Here is a 16,029-nt window from a genome sequence, read left to right as displayed (position 1 = left end):
TCTAGAACCAGCTGACCTGGTGGAGGAGGAAGGCGATCGCGAGGAACTGGATCAGGCGCCCGGTGAAGACCATGGTCAGGAACAGCCACTGCGGCTGCTTGGACGCCCCGGCCAGGATCGTGACGATGGCCAGCGGCGGGATGCCCGTCAACGACGACAGGAACGCCGTCAGGCCGCCGGAGTAGGGTCGGTCGAGCAGCGTCAGCAGCCAGTCGTTGAGCCGGCGGATGCGCTTCATGACGCGGGTGCGCCCCAGCCGTCGCCCGACACGACGAAGCCACGCCGTGAACGCGCTGCGAGGCGGACGTGGCTCGACCATGCGGATCTTGTTGGTGCCCTTGCGCGCCAGCTGGAACACGAAGGCCTTGCCGATCGTCGTCGCGATGACGTGGATGACGATCAGCAGAGCGAGGAACGGCCGGCTGTTGACCGTCGCGCCGATGGCGACGACGTAGACCTCGGCGTTGACGAAGACCGGCAGGACCGCCGCCCCGAGCCCGACGGCGATCGCGGCACCGATCAGTCCCAGCTCGTCGATGCCCATGGTGCCCCGAGCCTATCGGCGCGGCTTGGTGGCCGTGACGAAGCGGGGGCGTCCGGCGAGGTCGAGGTGGTCGCGCACGTCGGCCCACCGGGGGGCGAAGACGGCCGGAGCGGACTCGCCCTGGGCGTCGGCGTGCTCGGCTCCGACGACTCCCCCGGGCTTGAGCAGGCGCCAGGCGACCCGGTCGACGACGCGCATCGCGTCGAGCCCGTCGTCGCCCGACCACAGGGCGAGGGCGGGGTCGTGGTCGCGCGCCTCGGGGGCGACGCTCTCCCACGCGTCGAGCGGGATGTACGGCGGGTTGGCGACCACGACGTCGACCTGCCCGTCGAGGTCGCCGAAGGCGTCGGCCATGTCTCCGAGCCGCAGGTCGACGCCCGTGCCGGCCAGGTTGCGCTGGGCCCACTCGAACGCGGGCTCGTCGAGCTCGACGGCGTGGACCCGGGCTCCGGGCACCTCGTGGACGACCGACAACGAGATCGCGCCCGCACCGGCGCAGAGCTCGACGACGACGGGCGACTCGAGGGTCGTGGCGTGCGCGATCGCCCATCCCGCGAGCAGCTCGGTCTCGGGCCGGGGCACGAAGACGCCCGGGCCCACCTCGACGTCGACGTAGCGGAACCCGGTCGAGCCGGTGAGGTGCTGCAGCGGGACGCGACGCGCCCGGGCGTCGACCATCGCGCGGTAGGTCTCCTGCTGGGGTGCGCTGGGCGTGCCTCCGCCGATCAGCATCATGCGCGGGACGCCCGTCACGTGGCTCAGCAGCACCTCGGCGTCGTGCCGCGGGGACGAGACGCCCCCCGCCTCGAGGCTGGCGGTCGCCTCCTCGAGCATCCGCTCGACGCGTGGCCGGACGGTCACGAGCCGGACTCGACCGAGGCGAGGCGCTCGGCCAGCTCGGCGTCGACCAGCGACTTGATGACGTCGTCGAGCGCGCCGTCCATGACCTGGTCGAGGTTGTAGGCCTTGAAGCCCGTGCGGTGGTCGGACAGGCGGTTCTCGGGGAAGTTGTACGTGCGGATGCGCTCGGAGCGGTCGACCGTGCGGATCTGCGACTTGCGCACGCCGGCGGCCTCGGCATCGGCGGCGGCCTGGGCCGCGTCGAGCAGGCGCGAGCGCAGGATGCGCATCGCCTGCTCCTTGTTCTGCAGCTGGCTCTTCTCGTTCTGGCAGCTGGCCACGATGCCGGTCGGCACGTGCGTGATGCGCACCGCCGAGTCGGTCGTGTTGACGCTCTGACCACCGGGTCCCGACGACCGGTACACGTCGATGCGCAGGTCGCTGTCGTGGATCTCGACGTCGATGTCCTCGGCCTCGGCCAGCACCAGCACGCCCGCGGCCGAGGTGTGGATGCGCCCCTGCGACTCGGTCACCGGCACCCGCTGCACGCGGTGCACGCCACCCTCGAACTTGAGCAGCGCGTGCGGCGCCTCGCCCGGCTCGGGGGTGCCCTTGGACTTCACGGCCATCGTGACGGACTTGTACCCGCCGAGCGCCGACTCGGTCGCGTCGAGGATCTCGGTCTTCCAGCCGCGCTGCTCGGCGTAGCGCGCGTACATCCGCTGCAGGTCGCCGGCGAACAGCGCCGACTCCTCGCCGCCCTCGCCGCCCTTGATCTCGAGCAGGATGTCCTTGGCGTCCTGCGGGTCACGGGGCACCAGCAGGCGCTGCAGCCGCTCGGACAGCTCGTGCAGGCGCGGCTCGAGCTCGTCGACCTCGGCCGCCAGACCGGCGTCCTCTGACGCCAGCTCGCGCGCCACCTCGAGGTCGTCCGTGACCTGCTGGAAGTCACGGTAGGTCTTGACGATGGCGCTCAGCTCGGCGTACCGCTGGCCGAGCTTCTTGGCCAGGCCCGGATCGGAGTGGACCGCGGGATCGGCCATGCGCTCCTCGAGCTCGGCGTGCTCGGACACCAGCGACTCGACTGCCTCGAACATGGACGGCTCCTGTGACGCGGGACGACGGACGGTGACGAACGACAGCGCCGACCCGAGCCGCTGGGGCTGGGGTCGGCGCTGGTGGGTCGCTACTTCTTGGCGTAACGCTTCTCGAAGCGGGCGACGCGTCCGCCGGTGTCGAGGATCTTCTGCTTGCCCGTGTAGAACGGGTGGCAGGCCGAGCACACGTCGGCGCGGAGGACGCCCTCGGGCGCCGTGCTCTTGGTGGTGAACGTGTTGCCGCAGGTGCAGGTGACCTGGGTCTCGACGTAGTCGGGGTGGATGCTGTTCTTCATGATGTCCTCTCGGCGGTCGCTGGGTCGTCCCGCGGAGTGCGGTGGCGTGAACCAGAACCAAGGATGGATTGTGCCAGGTGGCACCCGTTACAAGGAAATCGGCACCAGGATTATTCCCACCCCGACGCTGAGGCGTGGGTTGCGCACCACCGACGCGTGGGTTGCGGGAGGCACGCGTCAGCGGGGCGAAAGCCACGCGTCAGCGGGGCGAAAGCCACGCGTCAGCGGGGCGAAAGCCACGCGTCAGCGGGGCGAAAGCCACGCGTCAGCGGGGCAGCAGCTTCTCGATGTCGCCGCGGATCTTCTCGGGCTTGGTCGCCGAGCCGTAGCGCTTGACGACGTTGCCGTCGGCGTCGACCAGGAACTTGGTGAAGTTCCACTTGATCTTGGACGGTCCGACGCCGCCCTTCTCCTTCTTCAGCCACTGGTACAGCGGGTGGGCGTTGTCGCCGTTGACCTCGATCTCGGAGAACAGCGGGAACGTGACGCCGAAGTTCTTCTCGCAGAACGTCGCGGTCTCCTCGTCGCCGTCGGGGTTCTGGTGGCCGAACTGGTCGCACGGGAACCCCAGGACGACCAGGCCACGGTCGACGTACTCCTGGTAGACAGACTCGAGCCCCTTGAACTGCGGCGTGAACCCGCACTGGGTCGCGGTGTTGACGATCAGCAGCACCTTGCCCTTGTAGTCGGCCAGAAGTCGTTCGGTGCCGTCGATCGCGGTCGCGGAGAAGTCGTGTGCGGTGGTCATGGGCTCAATCGTAGGGGTGGTGCCGACCACCGACCATCTCAAAACCGGCTCGCGACCGCCGCGTCGCACCGGACGCACGAGAGGGCGGACCCGGACGTCCGGACCCGCCCCCTCACGTGCGTGACGTCAGCTCGAGGCGACCTCGTCGGCCGGCAGCGTCTTGGTGATCTGCATCAGGAACTCCGCGTTGGTCGAGGACTTCTTGAGCTTCTCGAGCACCAGCTCCAGACCCTGCTGACCCTCGAGGCCCGCGAGCACCCGACGCAGCTTCCAGACGATGGCCAGCTCGTCCTTGCTCATCAGCAGCTCCTCGCGGCGCGTGCTGGACGCGGTGACGTCGATCGCCGGGAAGATCCGCTTGTCGGCCAGGTCGCGGCGCAGGCGGAGCTCCCAGTTGCCGGTGCCCTTGAACTCCTCGAAGATCACCTCGTCCATGCGCGAGCCGGTCTCGACCAGGGCGGTCGCGAGGATCGTCAACGATCCGCCGTCCTCGATGTTGCGAGCGGCGCCGAAGAACTTCTTGGGCGGGTAGAGCGCCGACGAGTCGACGCCGCCCGACATGACCCGGCCCGACGTCGGCGCGGCGAGGTTGTAGGCGCGACCCAGGCGGGTGATGCCGTCGAGCAGCAGCACGACGTCGTGACCCAGCTCGACCAGGCGCTTGGCCCGCTCGATCGCGAGCTCGGCGACCATCGTGTGGTCGGTGGCCGGACGGTCGAACGTCGACGCGATGACCTCGCCCTTGACGGACCGCTGGAAGTCGGTGACCTCCTCGGGGCGCTCGTCGACCAGGACGATCATCAGGTGGCACTCGGGGTTGTTGGCCGTGATGGCGTTGGCGAGCTGCTGCATGACCATCGTCTTGCCGGCCTTGGGGGGCGAGACGATGAGTCCGCGCTGGCCCTTGCCGATCGGCGACACGAGGTCGATGACGCGACCCGTGATGCCGCCGGCCTCGCCCTCGAGGCGCAGGCGCTCGCTCGGGTGCAGGGGCGTCAGCTTGGAGAAGTCGACGCGCTTGTTGGCCTCGTCGATGCTCATCCCGTTGACCGAGTCGATCTTGACCATCGGGTTGAACTTCTCCTTGCGCTCGCCCTCACGGGGCTGGCGCACCTGTCCGACGACGGCGTCGCCGCGACGCAGGCCCCACTTGCGGACCATCGACAGCGACACGTAGACGTCGTTGTCGCTGGGCAGGTAGCCGGTCGTGCGCACGAACGCGTAGTTGTCGAGGATGTCGAGGATGCCCGCGGCGGGCACCAGCACGTCGTCCTCGGTGTAGGAGGTGTCGACGTCCATCGCGCCGCCACGCCCGGCCGAGCCGTTGCGGTTGCGGCCGCGACGGTTGCGGCGGCGTCCGCCGGTCTCGTCGTCGTCCTCGGGACCGGTCGCCTGGGCGCCCTGGTTGCCCTGGTTGCGGCCCTGCTGGGGCGCGTTGCCGCCGCCCTGGGCGTTCTGGTTGCCCTGCCCGCCCTGGTTGCGGCCGCCGCCCTGCTCGGCGCCCTGGTTGCGGCCGCCCTGGTTGTTCTGGTTGCGGCCGCCGCCCTGCTCGCCGCCCTGGGTGTTCTGGGGGTTCTGGCCGTTCTGGCCGCCCTGGTTGCGGTTGCGGTTGCGGCTGCGACCGTTGCCGCCCTCGGAGCCGGCGTCGTCGTCCTTGGACTGGTCGTCGGCCTTGGCGTCGTTCTTGGCGTCGTTCTTCGAGTCGGTCTTGGCGTCGTTCTTGGACCCGACCTTGGCGTCGCCCCTCGCCTCGGCGGGCTCGGCCTTCTCGGCCGCTGCGGGCTGCTCGTCGGCCGCCGGCTTGTCGGCCTTGGGCTTGCGGGTGCGTGCCGGCTTGTCGGCCTTGGCCTTGGCCGGTGCGTCCTCGGCAGCCGGCTCGACCGCGACGTCGGGCAGGGCCACGGCCGCCGGAGGCGTCGTGTCGACGGCCGGGCCGGACGCGGCCTTCACCGCCGCCTTGGTCGAGGTGCCGGCGTCGCCGCGGGCGATCTTGATGGCGTCGATGAGTGCGCCCTTGCGCATCTTCTCGGCGCCGGTGATGCCCAGCTCGGAGGCGATCTCCTGCAGCTCGGCGAGCACCTTGCCGCCGAGTCCTCCCCCGGTGCGCTTCGGCGCGGCGGTGGCCGCGGGAGCGTCGGGAGGCGTGGAGGCAGCAGGTGTCGTGGTGGTGTCGGTCACGTAGGTTCCTTATGGGGATGAGGCCACACGGCCAGTGCTCCGGGAATCCGGGAGGCATCAGGGCGGGCCCGTATCTGACGGGCGGCGGGAGTGGCGCTGCTCACTTGCGGTGTCGCTGTCGGGGAGATGAACTCGACTCCGACTCGCTCACCATAACACCATCGGGTCGCTCGACATTCCGGTCGGCCCGGTGTCGACGACGTCAGCCGGAGACGACCTGCGCACCGGCCTGGTCGACGTCGAGCTCGTGCACGGACCAGCCCTGGGGCGCGGCATCGGCGACGCCGCGCGCGAAGGCCAGCACCGTCGGCCCGGCGCCGGAGATGATGGTCGGCACCCCCTCGACGCGCAGCGCCCGCAGCAGCTTGTACGAGTCGGGCATCGCCTCGGCGCGGTACGACTGGTGCAGACGGTCCTCGGTGGCCGAGATGAGGCGGTGGGGTGCGCCGGTCAGGGCCGCGACGAGCAGGGCGGCGCGGCCGGCGTTGACGGCGGCATCGCGGTGCGGCACCGACTCGGGAAGCAGGCCCCTCGCCTTCTCGGTGGAGACGGCGGACGGTGGCACGAACACGGTCACGGCCACGTCGGTGTCGAGCCGCTCGACCGCGGCCGCGGCACCGTCGACCCAGGCGATGGTCAGGCCGCCGAAGAAGGCCGCTGCGACGTTGTCGGGATGCCCCTCGAGATCGACCGTCAGCTGGAAGGCGGCAGCGTCGTCGAGCAGCTCGTCGCCACCGGCCACCAGCGCCCGGGCCAGCAGAACTCCCCCGACGATGGCGGCGGCCGACGACCCCAGGCCGCGCCCGTGCGGGATGGCGTTGGTGCAGCTGAGCCTCAGCCCCGGCGGACGCCCGCCCAGCAGGTCGAAGGCCGCGTGCATCGCCCGGACGACCAGGTGCGTCTCGTCGAGCGGGACGCCGTCGCGTCCCTCGCCCGTGACGCGGATCTCGAGACCTGCGTCGACCACCTCGGCCGAGATCTCGTCGTGCAGGTCGAGCGCGAGTCCGAGGGCGTCGAAGCCCGGACCCAGGTTGGCGCTGGAGGCCGGCACCCTGACGGCGACCGGGCCGATGACGAACGTCACAGCAGACCGGCGGCGTCGGCAGCGGCGTCGACGTCGAACTCGATGATTGCGTCGACGAGCGCGCCGGCGCCCGACAGGGCGGTGTCGATGTCCTTCAGGCCGTGGCCGGTCACCGTGACCGTGATCTTCTGGCCGGGCTCGACCTGGCCCGCGGCCGCGGCCTCGACCAGGCCCGCGACACCGGCCGCCGAGGCGGGCTCGACGAAGACGCCGTCGTGCGAGGCGAGGTCTCGCTGCGCCTGCAGGATCTGCTCGTCGCTGACCGATCCGATGCGGCCGGCCGACTCGTCACGGGCCGCCTCGGCGAGGTGCCACGACGCCGGGTTGCCGATGCGGATCGCGGTGGCGACCGTCTCGGGGTGCGGGATCGGTGCGCCCTGGACGATCGGGTCGGAACCCTTGGCCTGGAAGCCCCACATCTGCGGCGTCCGCGTGGCAACTCCGGCGTCGGCGTACTCGCGGTAGCCCAGCCAGTACGCCGAGATGTTGCCGGCGTTGCCGACGGGCAGCACGTGCAGGTCGGGGGCGTCGCCCAGCGTGTCGACGATCTCGAACGACGCGGTCTTCTGCCCTTGCAGACGGACGGGGTTGACCGAGTTGACCAGGGCGACGGGGTACTTGTCGGCCAGTGCGCGCGACAGCTGCAGGCACTCGTCGAAACCGCCCTTGACCTGGATGACCTCGGCCCCGTGCATGACGGCCTGGGCCATCTTGCCGGCGGCGATCTTGCCGTGAGGCACCAGCACGACGGGCGTCAGGCCGGCCTTGGCCGCGTAGGCGGTCATCGACGCGGACGTGTTGCCCGTCGACGCGCACACGACGGCCTTGGCACCCTCGCCCACGGCGACCGACACGGCCGTCGTCATGCCGCGGTCCTTGAACGAGCCGGTGGGGTTGTTGCCCTCGACCTTGAGCCACACGTCGCCGCGCACGAGGCCCGACAACCAGGCCGAGTGCACCAGCGGGGTGCCGCCCTCGCCCAGCGAGACGACCGGCGCGCCGGCCATGACGGGCAGCCAGTCGCGGTACTCCTCGATGACGCCTCTCCAGACGTGAGCCATCAGAATCCTCCCTCGACGCGCATCACCGATGTCACGTCACGCACCATGTCGAGCCCTCGAAGCGATGCCACGGTCGCCGACAGGGCGGCGTCCTCGGCCTCGTGGGTCACGATGACCAGCTGGGCGTCGGACCCGCTGCCCTCCTGCCGCACCGTCTTGATCGACACGTCGTACTCGGCGAATGCGCCGGCGACCGAGGCCAGCACTCCCGCGCGGTCGTCGACGTCGATCGAGACGTGGTAGCGGGTGCGGGCCCGTCCCATGTCGAGCACCTCGAGCTGTGCGTGGGTCGACTCGCCCGGGCCGAAGACGTCGCTGCGACGGTTGCGGGCGACCGACACGACGTCGCCCAGCACGGCGCTCGCCGTGGGCGCGCCGCCGGCGCCGGGGCCGTAGAACATGAGCTCGCCGGCCGCCTCGCTCTCGACGAACACCGCGTTGTAGGCGCCGCGGACGCTGGCCAGCGGGTGCGAGCGGGGGATCATGGCGGGGTGCACGCGTGCCGAGACGGCGGGACCGTCGGGGGTCTCGCGCCGCTCGCAGATCGCGAGCAGCTTGACGACGCAGCCCATCTCGTCGGCCGAGCGGACGTCGGCGGCCGACACGTCGGTGATGCCCTCGCGGTGGACGTCGCCGATCGTCACCCGGGTGTGGAACGCGAGCCCGGCGAGGATCGCGGCCTTCGAGGCGGCGTCGAAGCCCTCGATGTCGGCGGTGGGATCGGCCTCGGCGTACCCCAGGCGCTGCGCCTCGTCGAGCGCCTCGGAGAAGCCCTGACCCGTGGTGGTCATGGCGTCGAGGATGAAGTTGGTGGTGCCGTTGACGATGCCCAGCACGCGCTGCACCCGGTCGCCGGCGAGCGACTCGCGCAGGGGGCGGACGATCGGGATCGCGCCGGCCACGGCCGCCTCGAAGTAGAGGTCGCGCTCAGCCTTGTGCGCCGCCTCGAACAGCGTCGCGCCGTCCTCGGCCAGCAGGGCCTTGTTGGCGGTGACGACCGAGGCGCCGTGCTCGAGCGCCGAGAGGATCAGGTCGCGGGCGAGGTCGATGCCGCCGATGACCTCGATGACGACGTCGATGTCGCCGCGCGACACGAGCCCGGCGGCATCGGTGGTGAACAGCTCGTCGGGCACGTCGAGGTCGCGATCGCGTCCGAGACGTCGCACCGCGATGCCCACGAGCTCCATCGGCGCGCCGACGCGCTGGGCCAGCTCGTCGGCGTCACGCGTCAGCAGGCGCGCGACCTCGGTGCCGACGACCCCGCAGCCCAGCAGGGCGACGCGGAGTGGACGTCCGGGAGTCCACGAGGTGGCATCTGACGATGAAGGGTTCACCGGGCCAGGGTATCGGCGTCGGCGACCCGCTCGGCACTCACCTGCAACCGCGGCCGACGGTCACGAAGCGCTGGAGGTCACCCTCGACGAGGTCAGCACGCCCAGTGCCGCCACGGCGACCGCGCCGCCGAACACGAGCAGGTAGCCGGCCTGCTCGTGCTCGGCCAGCATGACCGCGAACACCACGCTGCCGAAGGCCAGCACCAAGGACTCCAGCACCGCGTCGCTCGTCTGCATGGCGGCGCTGTTCGCTCCTTGCTCGGCCGGCGTCGAGTGGTCGAGCATCAGCACCCCCAGGGTCGACACCGCGATGCCCATCCCGAGACCACCGATCCCCCAGGCGACCGCCACGACGTACACCGGCACCCACGGCACCAGCGTCAGGAAGCCCGCGCCGACACCGGTCGTGACGCACACCGCTCCCAGCCGCACCCGCAGGGGCTTCGAGGCCAGGGCGGGCACGTGCGCCGCCAGCCAGGCGCCGCTGAACCACAGGACGGCGGCACTCGTGAGCAGCAGCCCCGCCGTGGTGACGCTGAGGTCACGGTGCTGCACCAGCGACAGGGGGATGTACGTCTCGGCGCCGAGGAACGCGGCGCACAGCAGGCTGCGGGTGATCACGACGACGGGCAGGCCTCGACGCGCTCGCCACGTCCCGGCCGGGAGGAGCCGAGACGCGTGTCGCAGGGTGACGGTCGTGGCGACGAGCACGACGGCCGGCCACCACGACACCGTGCGCTGCCCGGCCACGCTGACGACGACCACCCCGGCTGCCACCATGACGGCCCAGCCCGCCCGCCGGCGGTCGACGACGACCTCCGGGTCACCCTCGATCGCGTCGAGCGCCTCCCAGATCAGCACCAGGGACGCGACCGCGATCGCCGGCACGGCGAGGAACACCCAGCGCCAGCCGGCCAGGTCGGTGATCGCCCCTGCGATGAACGGCCCGACCAGCGCCGGCAGCACCCAGGCACTCGTCACGACGGTGAACACGCGCGCCCGCAGGTCTTCGTGGAAGGTCTGCCCGATCACGACGTAGAGGCCCACCCCGACGAATCCCATGCCGAGCCCCTGCACGGCTCGGCCGGCCAGGAACACCGGCATGCTCGGCGCGAGTCCCGCCACGAGCAGTCCGATGACGAAGACCGCGACGCCGAGCCGCAGACCGAGCCCGGGCCCGCGGCGGTCCATGAGGGGGCCGGCGACCGTCATCGACACGATGCCCACGGCGATCGGGGCCGCGAACGACAGCGCGTACAGGCGCAGCCCGCCGAGCTCGTCGGCCACGGCCGGCATCACCGTGGCGACGGCCAGCGACTCGAACGCCACGAAGAAGGCCAGCGAGAAGATCCCCACGACGACGCGCCCGTGCGAGCCGGTCCACAGCCGTTCGGGGGCGTGCGTCTGCGTCGTCATGCCCGGACCTCCGGGTCACGCCGGGGCGTCTCGGACTCGTCGTGCTCGTGCTGCGTGACCGCGTGCATCGTTCTCCTTCGTCGTGATGATGCACCCATCCGACAACCTCAACCGCAGTTGAGGTCAAACCCGACCCTCCGGGCGCAGTCGCATGCTGGGAGGCTGACCCTGTGAGCTCGACGTCCGTGCCCGGCGAGGGACAGCGCGACGCCTCACTGCGTGCGGGGTTCCGGGCCGCCCTGCCCTACGCCGCCGTCGGGTTCCTGCTCTCGATGTCGTTCGGCATCCTCGCCCGCGACTCCGGCTTCCCTGCCGAGGCGGCGATCGTCATGTCGGCGATCGTCTTCGCCGGTTCGGCCCAGTTCGCGGCCGTGTCGATCCTCGCCTCCGGTGGCACGGCCGGCGCGGCCGTCGCAGCGGCCGCGCTGATGAACTCCCGCTTCCTGCCGATGGGCATCGCCCTCGGCCCCTCGCTGCCGGGCCGGGCCGCCTGGCGCGCCGCGCAGGGGCAGGCGGTCGTCGACGCGTCGTGGGCCATGTCGAACCGCGGCGACGGGACGTTCGATCGGTGGTTCCTGTTCGGCTCGACCGCCCCGCAGTACGTCACGTGGATCGCCGGGACGACGTTGGGCGCGCTGGGCGGCGACCTGTTCAGCGATCCGTCGCGGTTCGGGCTCGACGCGATCTACCCGACGTTCTTCCTGGCCCTGGTGATCTCCGAGGTCAAGGACCGCACGACGCTCGTCATCGCCGTCGTGGGCGGGCTGCTGGCGCTGAGCCTCGTCGAGGTGGCGCCCGCAGGCCTGCCGGTCCTGGCCGCGAGCCTCGTCGCCCTGTGGGGCCTGCGCCGAGGACGAGCCGCATGACGGCGACCGTCTGGTGGACGATCGCCGGCTGCACCGTCGTCACCGCCATCATCAAGGGCATCGGGCCCGTCGCGCTCGGCGGGCGCGACGTGCCCCCTCGCCTGACGGGCGTCATCACCCTCATGGCGCCGGCCCTGCTGGCCGCGCTCGTCGTCACCAGCACCTTCGCGACCGGCGACCGCTGGCACGTCGGGGCCCACACCGTCGGCGTCGCCGTCGGGGGCGTCGTGCTGCTGCGCCGCGGGCCCCTGATCGTCGCGGTCGTGCTCGCCGTCGCGGTCACCGCCGGGCTCCGCGCGATCACCTGAGCACCGCAGACCTCACCTATGGTCGAGGTATGCCCCCACCCCACGACCTCACGCCCGGCACGGTCGCGGCGCGCTGCGGCGTCTCGGTCTCGGCGCTGCACTTCTACGAGCGGGAGGGACTCATCGAGAGCCACCGCACCGCGGGCAACCAGCGCAGGTACCATCGCGACGTGCTGCGGCGCATCGCCTTCATCCGCGTCTCGCAGGGCCTGGGCATCTCGCTGGCGCAGATCCGCACGGCCCTCGGGACGCTGCCCGACGACCGCGTGCCGACCAAGGCCGACTGGTCGCGGCTCTCCCGCGGGTGGCGGGCCGACCTCGACGCCCGTATCGACCAGCTGCAGCGGCTGCGCGACGACCTCGACGGCTGCATCGGCTGCGGCTGCCTGTCGCTGCGCAGCTGCACGCTCTACAACCCCGGCGACTCGCTCGGCGCCGACGGCCCCGGAGCGCGACGCCTGCGCCGCGCGGACGCGCCGGCCGAGCCGCTCAACCGGCCAGGCTGATCGCCAGGTTGATCGTCGTGGCGACCACGACGGTGCCGAAGACGTACGAGAGCAGCGCGTGCCGCAGCACGAGCGAGCGGAGCCGGCTCGTGCGCAGGTCGGTGTCGGAGATCTGGAACGTCATCCCCACCGAGAACGCGACGTAGGCGAAGTCGGTGAAGCGGGGCGGCTCGTCGGTGTTGAAGTCGATGTCGCGCACGTCGCCGGCAGACGCATCGCCCTCGTAGTACTGCGCTGCGTAGCGCAACGTGAAGAGCGTGTGGACCAGCAGCCACGACAGGGCGACCCCGGCCAGTGCCGTGGCCGCCAACGCACCCGTACGGGCGTCCGACTCCCCCCTCGCCTCGGCCAGCAGCAGCGCCACGGCACCGAGGCTGGCGACCGACGCGACCAGGATCAGCAGGTCGGACACGCCGCGGGTCGGATCCTCGCGCCGGGCGTGCTCGGCCGTCGAGGCCGCGTCCATGCGACCGATCAGCAACCACACCCACGAGACGTAGAGCAGGCAGGCAGCACCCCAGCCGACCACCAGCCCGAGCTCCCAGGTGTCCCAGGACGCCACGACCGATCCGACGGCGACGGCGACCACCAGCATCGCCGCGAAGCGCAGCGCGAACCGGTGCGTCACCTGGGCCCCGGCCACGGCTATCCGACGTCGAGCGTCATGAGGTCGGCCTCGGTCTCGCGGCGCAGCACCAACCGGGCCTCGCCGTCGCGCACCGCGACGACCGCCGCGCGCGGCACGTGGTTGTAGTTGCTGGCCAGCGAGCGGCAGTAGGCCCCGGTGCCCGGCACGGCGAGCAGGTCGCCGGCCGCGACGTCGCCGGGCAGGAACTCGTCCTTGACGACGATGTCGCCCGACTCGCAGTGCTTGCCCACGACACGGCTGAGCACCGCGGGCGCATCGGACGCGCGCGAGGCCAGCGTGCACGAGTAGTCGGCGCCGTACAGCGCCGGACGGATGTTGTCGCTCATGCCCCCGTCGACCGAGACGTAGCGGCGCGACGCACCGCCGTCGAGCGCGACCGACTTGCTGGTGCCGACCTCGTAGAGGGTGAACGTCGACGGGCCCGCGATGGCTCGTCCCGGCTCGATCGACAGATGAGGAACTGCGACGCCCAGCGCGCGGCACTCGTCGTCGACGATCTTCAGCATCGACCGGGCCAGGTCGGCGGCGGTCGACGGATCGTCCTGCGTCGTGTAGGCGATGCCGAACCCGCCGCCGAGGTCGAACTCGGGCATCGTGACGCCGAGCTCGCGCTCGACCTGGGCGTGCAGGCGCAGCACCCGGCGCGCGGCGACCTCGAAGCCGTCGGTGACGAAGATCTGCGAGCCGATGTGCGAGTGCAGGCCGCGCAGCTCGAGGCCCGGCTCGGCGACGACCTGGCGGACGGCGTCGAGCGCGTCGCCGCCGGAGATCGAGAAGCCGAACTTCTGGTCCTCGTGCGACGTCGAGATGTACTCGTGGGTGTGCGCCTCGACCCCGGCCGTCACCCGGATCATGACCGGCGCCGTGACGCCCAGCTCGGCGGTGAGGTCGCGCAGGCGACCGATCTCCTCGACCGAGTCGATGATGATGCGACCGACGCCAACCTCGAGCGCGCGACGCAGCTCGGCGGTCGACTTGTTGTTGCCGTGCAGGCCGATGCGCGACGGCGGCACGTCCGCCGCGAGCGCGACCGCCAGCTCGCCGCCGGTGCAGACGTCGAGGTTGAGCCCCTCCTCGGTGATCCACCGGGCGGCGGCGACGCACAGGAACGCCTTGCCGGCGTAGTAGACGTCGGCGCCCACGAAGGCGTCCTTGAAGCCGCGCGCGCGGCGCCGGAAGTCGGCCTCGTCGATGACGTACGTGGGCGTGCCGAACTCGGCGGCGAGGTCGAGCACCGACTCCCCCGCGACGGTCAGCACGCCGTCGACCTTGGCGACGCCGTCGGACCACAGGTGCGGCACGAGCGGGTTGGGGTCGTCGGGATTCGTGAGCCAGGCGGGACCGCGGTCGCCGGCCTGGCCGTGCAGGGCACCGGCCTCGTGGGAGCGCATCGACTACATCCTCTCGGGAGCGGTGACGCCGAGCAGGTCGAGACCGTTGGCGATGACCTGGCGGGTGGCGGCCACGAGCATCAGCCGGGCCCGGTGCAGCTCGGAGGGCTCCTCGTCACCCTTGGGCAGCACGTGCGCGACGGAGTAGAACGTGTGGAAGGCCGAGGCGGTGTCCTCGAGGTAGCGCGCGACGCGGTGCGGCTCGCGCAGTTCGGCGGCCCGGGCGACGACCTTGGGGTAGTCGGCCAGCGAGCGCAGCAGCGCCCCCTCCTGCTCGACGACCAGCAGCGACGGGTCGAAGGTCGACTCGTCGATCGTCACGCCGAGGTCGCCGGCGTTGCGCAGGATCGACGACAGCCGGGCGTGGGCGTACTGGACGTAGAAGACCGGGTTGTCGCTGGTCTGGCTCGCCCACAGGTCGAGGTCGAGGTCGATCGTGGAGTCCATCGAGTAGCGGGCCAGCGCGTAGCGCGACGCGTCGACGCCGATGAGGTCGACGAGGTCCTCCAGCGTGATGACGGTGCCCGCGCGCTTGCTCATGCGCAGCGGCTGCCCGTCGCGCACGAGGTTGACCATCTGCCCGATCAGCAGCTCGAGGTTGACCTTGGGGGTGTCGCCGAACGCGGCGCACATCGCCATCATCCGCGAGACGTAGCCGTGGTGGTCGGCGCCCAGCATGATGAGGCAGCGGTCGAAGCCCCGCTCGCGCTTGTCGAGGTAGTACGCCAGGTCGCCGGAGATGTAGGCCGGCTCGCCGTCGGACTTGATGACGACGCGGTCCTTGTCGTCGCCGAACTCCGACGTCTTGAGCCAGCGCGCGTCGTCCTTGTCGTACATGACGCCGAGCTCGTCGAGCCGCGCGATCGCCCGGTCGACGGCGCCCGACTCGTGCAGGTCGTTCTCGTGGAAGTAGACGTCGAAGTCGACGCCGAAGTCGTGCAGGCTCGCCTTGATCTCGGCGAACATCAGGTCGACGCCCACGGAGCGGAACGTCTCGAGCGCCTCGTCGTCGGGCAGCTCGGCGGCGCCGGGCACCTTGGCCACCACGGTCGCGGCGATGTCGGAGATGTACTGACCGCCGTAGCCGTCCTCGGGTGCGTCCTCGCCCCGGGCGTCGGCGAGCAGCGAGCGGGCGAACCGGTCGATCTGCACGCCGTGGTCGTTGAAGTAGTACTCGCGCGTGACGTCGGCGCCGACGGCGCTCAGGATGCGCCCGAGGGAGTCGCCGACGGCGGCCCACCGCACCCCGCCGATGTGGATCGGGCCGGTGGGGTTGGCGCTGACGAACTCGAGGTTGACCTTCTGGCCCGCGTACAGCTCGCTGGTGCCGTACGACGCGCCGGCGGCGACGATCTGGGGCGCCAGTGCGCCTTGGGCGCCGGCGGCGACCCGGATGTTGAGGAAGCCGGGCCCGGCGATCTCGGCGCTCGCGACGCCCTCGGCCGTGGCCAGCTGGTCGGCGAGCAGCTGCGCGAATTCGCGCGGGTTCATCCCGGCCTTCTTGCCGAGCTGGAGCGCGATGTTGGTGGCGTAGTCGCCGTGCTCCTTCACCTTCGGACGCTCGACCGTGACCTGGGTCGGCACACCGTCCGGGAGGGTGATCGTCCCCGCGTCGCTGAGAGCGGTCAGGGCGTGGACGATCGTGCTGGAGAGCTGGTCAGGAGTCACGCGTCCCAGCGTATCGGCCCGTCGGAGGGCTCCGGACGTGGAC

At 71.4% G+C, this 16,029-nt stretch carries 16 protein-coding genes; 3 read left to right on the top strand and 13 right to left on the bottom strand.

Annotated features, from left to right (window positions below; translation table 11 throughout):
- Window position 1: 1 nt before the first annotated feature.
- The 10 genes from DX116_RS19265 to DX116_RS19220 all read right to left on the bottom strand — a co-directional run bounded on the left by DX116_RS19265 (window position 2) and on the right by DX116_RS19220 (window position 10,598).
- Window positions 2-544: a VTT domain-containing protein gene (locus DX116_RS19265; RefSeq protein WP_119705916.1), complete on the bottom strand. Its 543-nt coding sequence runs from the start codon at window positions 542-544 to the stop codon at window positions 2-4.
- A 12-nt stretch (window positions 545-556) separates the two neighbouring features.
- Window positions 557-1,405 (bottom strand): peptide chain release factor N(5)-glutamine methyltransferase, encoded by an 849-nt coding sequence (prmC, locus tag DX116_RS19260; protein ID WP_233556961.1) that lies wholly within the window; start codon window positions 1,403-1,405, stop codon window positions 557-559.
- Window positions 1,402-2,481: a peptide chain release factor 1 gene (prfA, locus tag DX116_RS19255; RefSeq protein WP_119705915.1), complete on the bottom strand. Its 1,080-nt coding sequence runs from the start codon at window positions 2,479-2,481 to the stop codon at window positions 1,402-1,404. Before prfA ends, prmC begins: the two co-directional genes overlap by 4 nt.
- Before the next feature lie 89 nt (window positions 2,482-2,570).
- On the bottom strand, window positions 2,571-2,777 hold the full coding sequence (rpmE, locus tag DX116_RS19250) for a 50S ribosomal protein L31 (RefSeq protein ID WP_119705914.1): 207 nt from the start codon (window positions 2,775-2,777) through the stop codon (window positions 2,571-2,573).
- A gap of 265 nt (window positions 2,778-3,042) precedes the next feature.
- The gene (locus DX116_RS19245; RefSeq protein WP_119705913.1) at window positions 3,043-3,525 is read right to left on the bottom strand and encodes a glutathione peroxidase; all 483 of its coding nucleotides are present in this window, start codon (window positions 3,523-3,525) and stop codon (window positions 3,043-3,045) included.
- A 126-nt stretch (window positions 3,526-3,651) separates the two neighbouring features.
- Window positions 3,652-5,703: a transcription termination factor Rho gene (rho, locus tag DX116_RS19240; RefSeq protein WP_119705912.1), complete on the bottom strand. Its 2,052-nt coding sequence runs from the start codon at window positions 5,701-5,703 to the stop codon at window positions 3,652-3,654.
- A 202-nt stretch (window positions 5,704-5,905) separates the two neighbouring features.
- Entirely contained in the window at window positions 5,906-6,787 is an 882-nt protein-coding gene (gene thrB, locus DX116_RS19235) for a homoserine kinase (RefSeq protein WP_119705911.1), read from the bottom strand.
- Window positions 6,784-7,848 (bottom strand): threonine synthase, encoded by a 1,065-nt coding sequence (gene thrC, locus DX116_RS19230; protein WP_119705910.1) that lies wholly within the window; start codon window positions 7,846-7,848, stop codon window positions 6,784-6,786. The genes thrB and thrC overlap by 4 nt, the downstream gene beginning before the upstream one ends.
- Complete coding sequence (locus DX116_RS19225) at window positions 7,848-9,182, bottom strand: homoserine dehydrogenase (RefSeq protein WP_119705909.1); 1,335 nt, start codon at window positions 9,180-9,182, stop codon at window positions 7,848-7,850. Before DX116_RS19225 ends, thrC begins: the two co-directional genes overlap by 1 nt.
- 60 nt (window positions 9,183-9,242) lie before the next feature.
- The gene (locus DX116_RS19220) at window positions 9,243-10,598 is read right to left on the bottom strand and encodes an MFS transporter (RefSeq protein ID WP_119705908.1); all 1,356 of its coding nucleotides are present in this window, start codon (window positions 10,596-10,598) and stop codon (window positions 9,243-9,245) included.
- Between the two features lie 170 nt (window positions 10,599-10,768).
- On the opposite strand from DX116_RS19220, the gene DX116_RS19215 reads away from it, so the two are divergent.
- From DX116_RS19215 to soxR, 3 genes are read left to right on the top strand one after another with little or no spacing between them, the layout of a single operon-like run.
- Window positions 10,769-11,464: an AzlC family ABC transporter permease gene (locus tag DX116_RS19215; protein ID WP_233556959.1), complete on the top strand. Its 696-nt coding sequence runs from the start codon at window positions 10,769-10,771 to the stop codon at window positions 11,462-11,464.
- On the top strand, window positions 11,461-11,772 hold the full coding sequence (locus tag DX116_RS19210; RefSeq protein ID WP_119705907.1) for an AzlD domain-containing protein: 312 nt from the start codon (window positions 11,461-11,463) through the stop codon (window positions 11,770-11,772). Before DX116_RS19215 ends, DX116_RS19210 begins: the two co-directional genes overlap by 4 nt.
- Window positions 11,773-11,801: 29 nt before the next feature.
- Entirely contained in the window at window positions 11,802-12,278 is a 477-nt protein-coding gene (soxR, locus tag DX116_RS19205) for a redox-sensitive transcriptional activator SoxR (RefSeq protein WP_119705906.1), read from the top strand.
- On the opposite strand, the gene DX116_RS19200 is transcribed toward soxR, so the two are convergent.
- From DX116_RS19200 to argS, 3 genes are read right to left on the bottom strand one after another with little or no spacing between them, the layout of a single operon-like run.
- Window positions 12,262-12,921, bottom strand: coding sequence for a DUF1345 domain-containing protein (locus DX116_RS19200; RefSeq protein ID WP_199716176.1), 660 nt, complete (start codon window positions 12,919-12,921; stop codon window positions 12,262-12,264). The two genes, soxR and DX116_RS19200, sit on opposite strands and share 17 nt — an antisense overlap.
- A gap of 2 nt (window positions 12,922-12,923) precedes the next feature.
- Window positions 12,924-14,318 carry a diaminopimelate decarboxylase gene (gene lysA, locus DX116_RS19195; protein ID WP_119705905.1) on the bottom strand — a complete coding sequence of 465 codons (1,395 nt, stop codon included), beginning with the start codon at window positions 14,316-14,318 and terminating at the stop codon, window positions 12,924-12,926.
- 3 nt (window positions 14,319-14,321) lie between these two features.
- Window positions 14,322-15,986 (bottom strand): arginine--tRNA ligase, encoded by a 1,665-nt coding sequence (argS, locus tag DX116_RS19190; RefSeq protein WP_119705904.1) that lies wholly within the window; start codon window positions 15,984-15,986, stop codon window positions 14,322-14,324.
- Window positions 15,987-16,029: the final 43 nt, after the last annotated feature.

This window comes from Aeromicrobium endophyticum (assembly GCF_003586285.1).
In the GTDB taxonomy this organism is placed as follows: domain Bacteria; phylum Actinomycetota; class Actinomycetes; order Propionibacteriales; family Nocardioidaceae; genus Aeromicrobium; species Aeromicrobium endophyticum.
The sequence above is the reverse complement of the archived record's forward strand: the minus strand, read 5'-3'. Positions and strand labels throughout refer to the sequence as shown.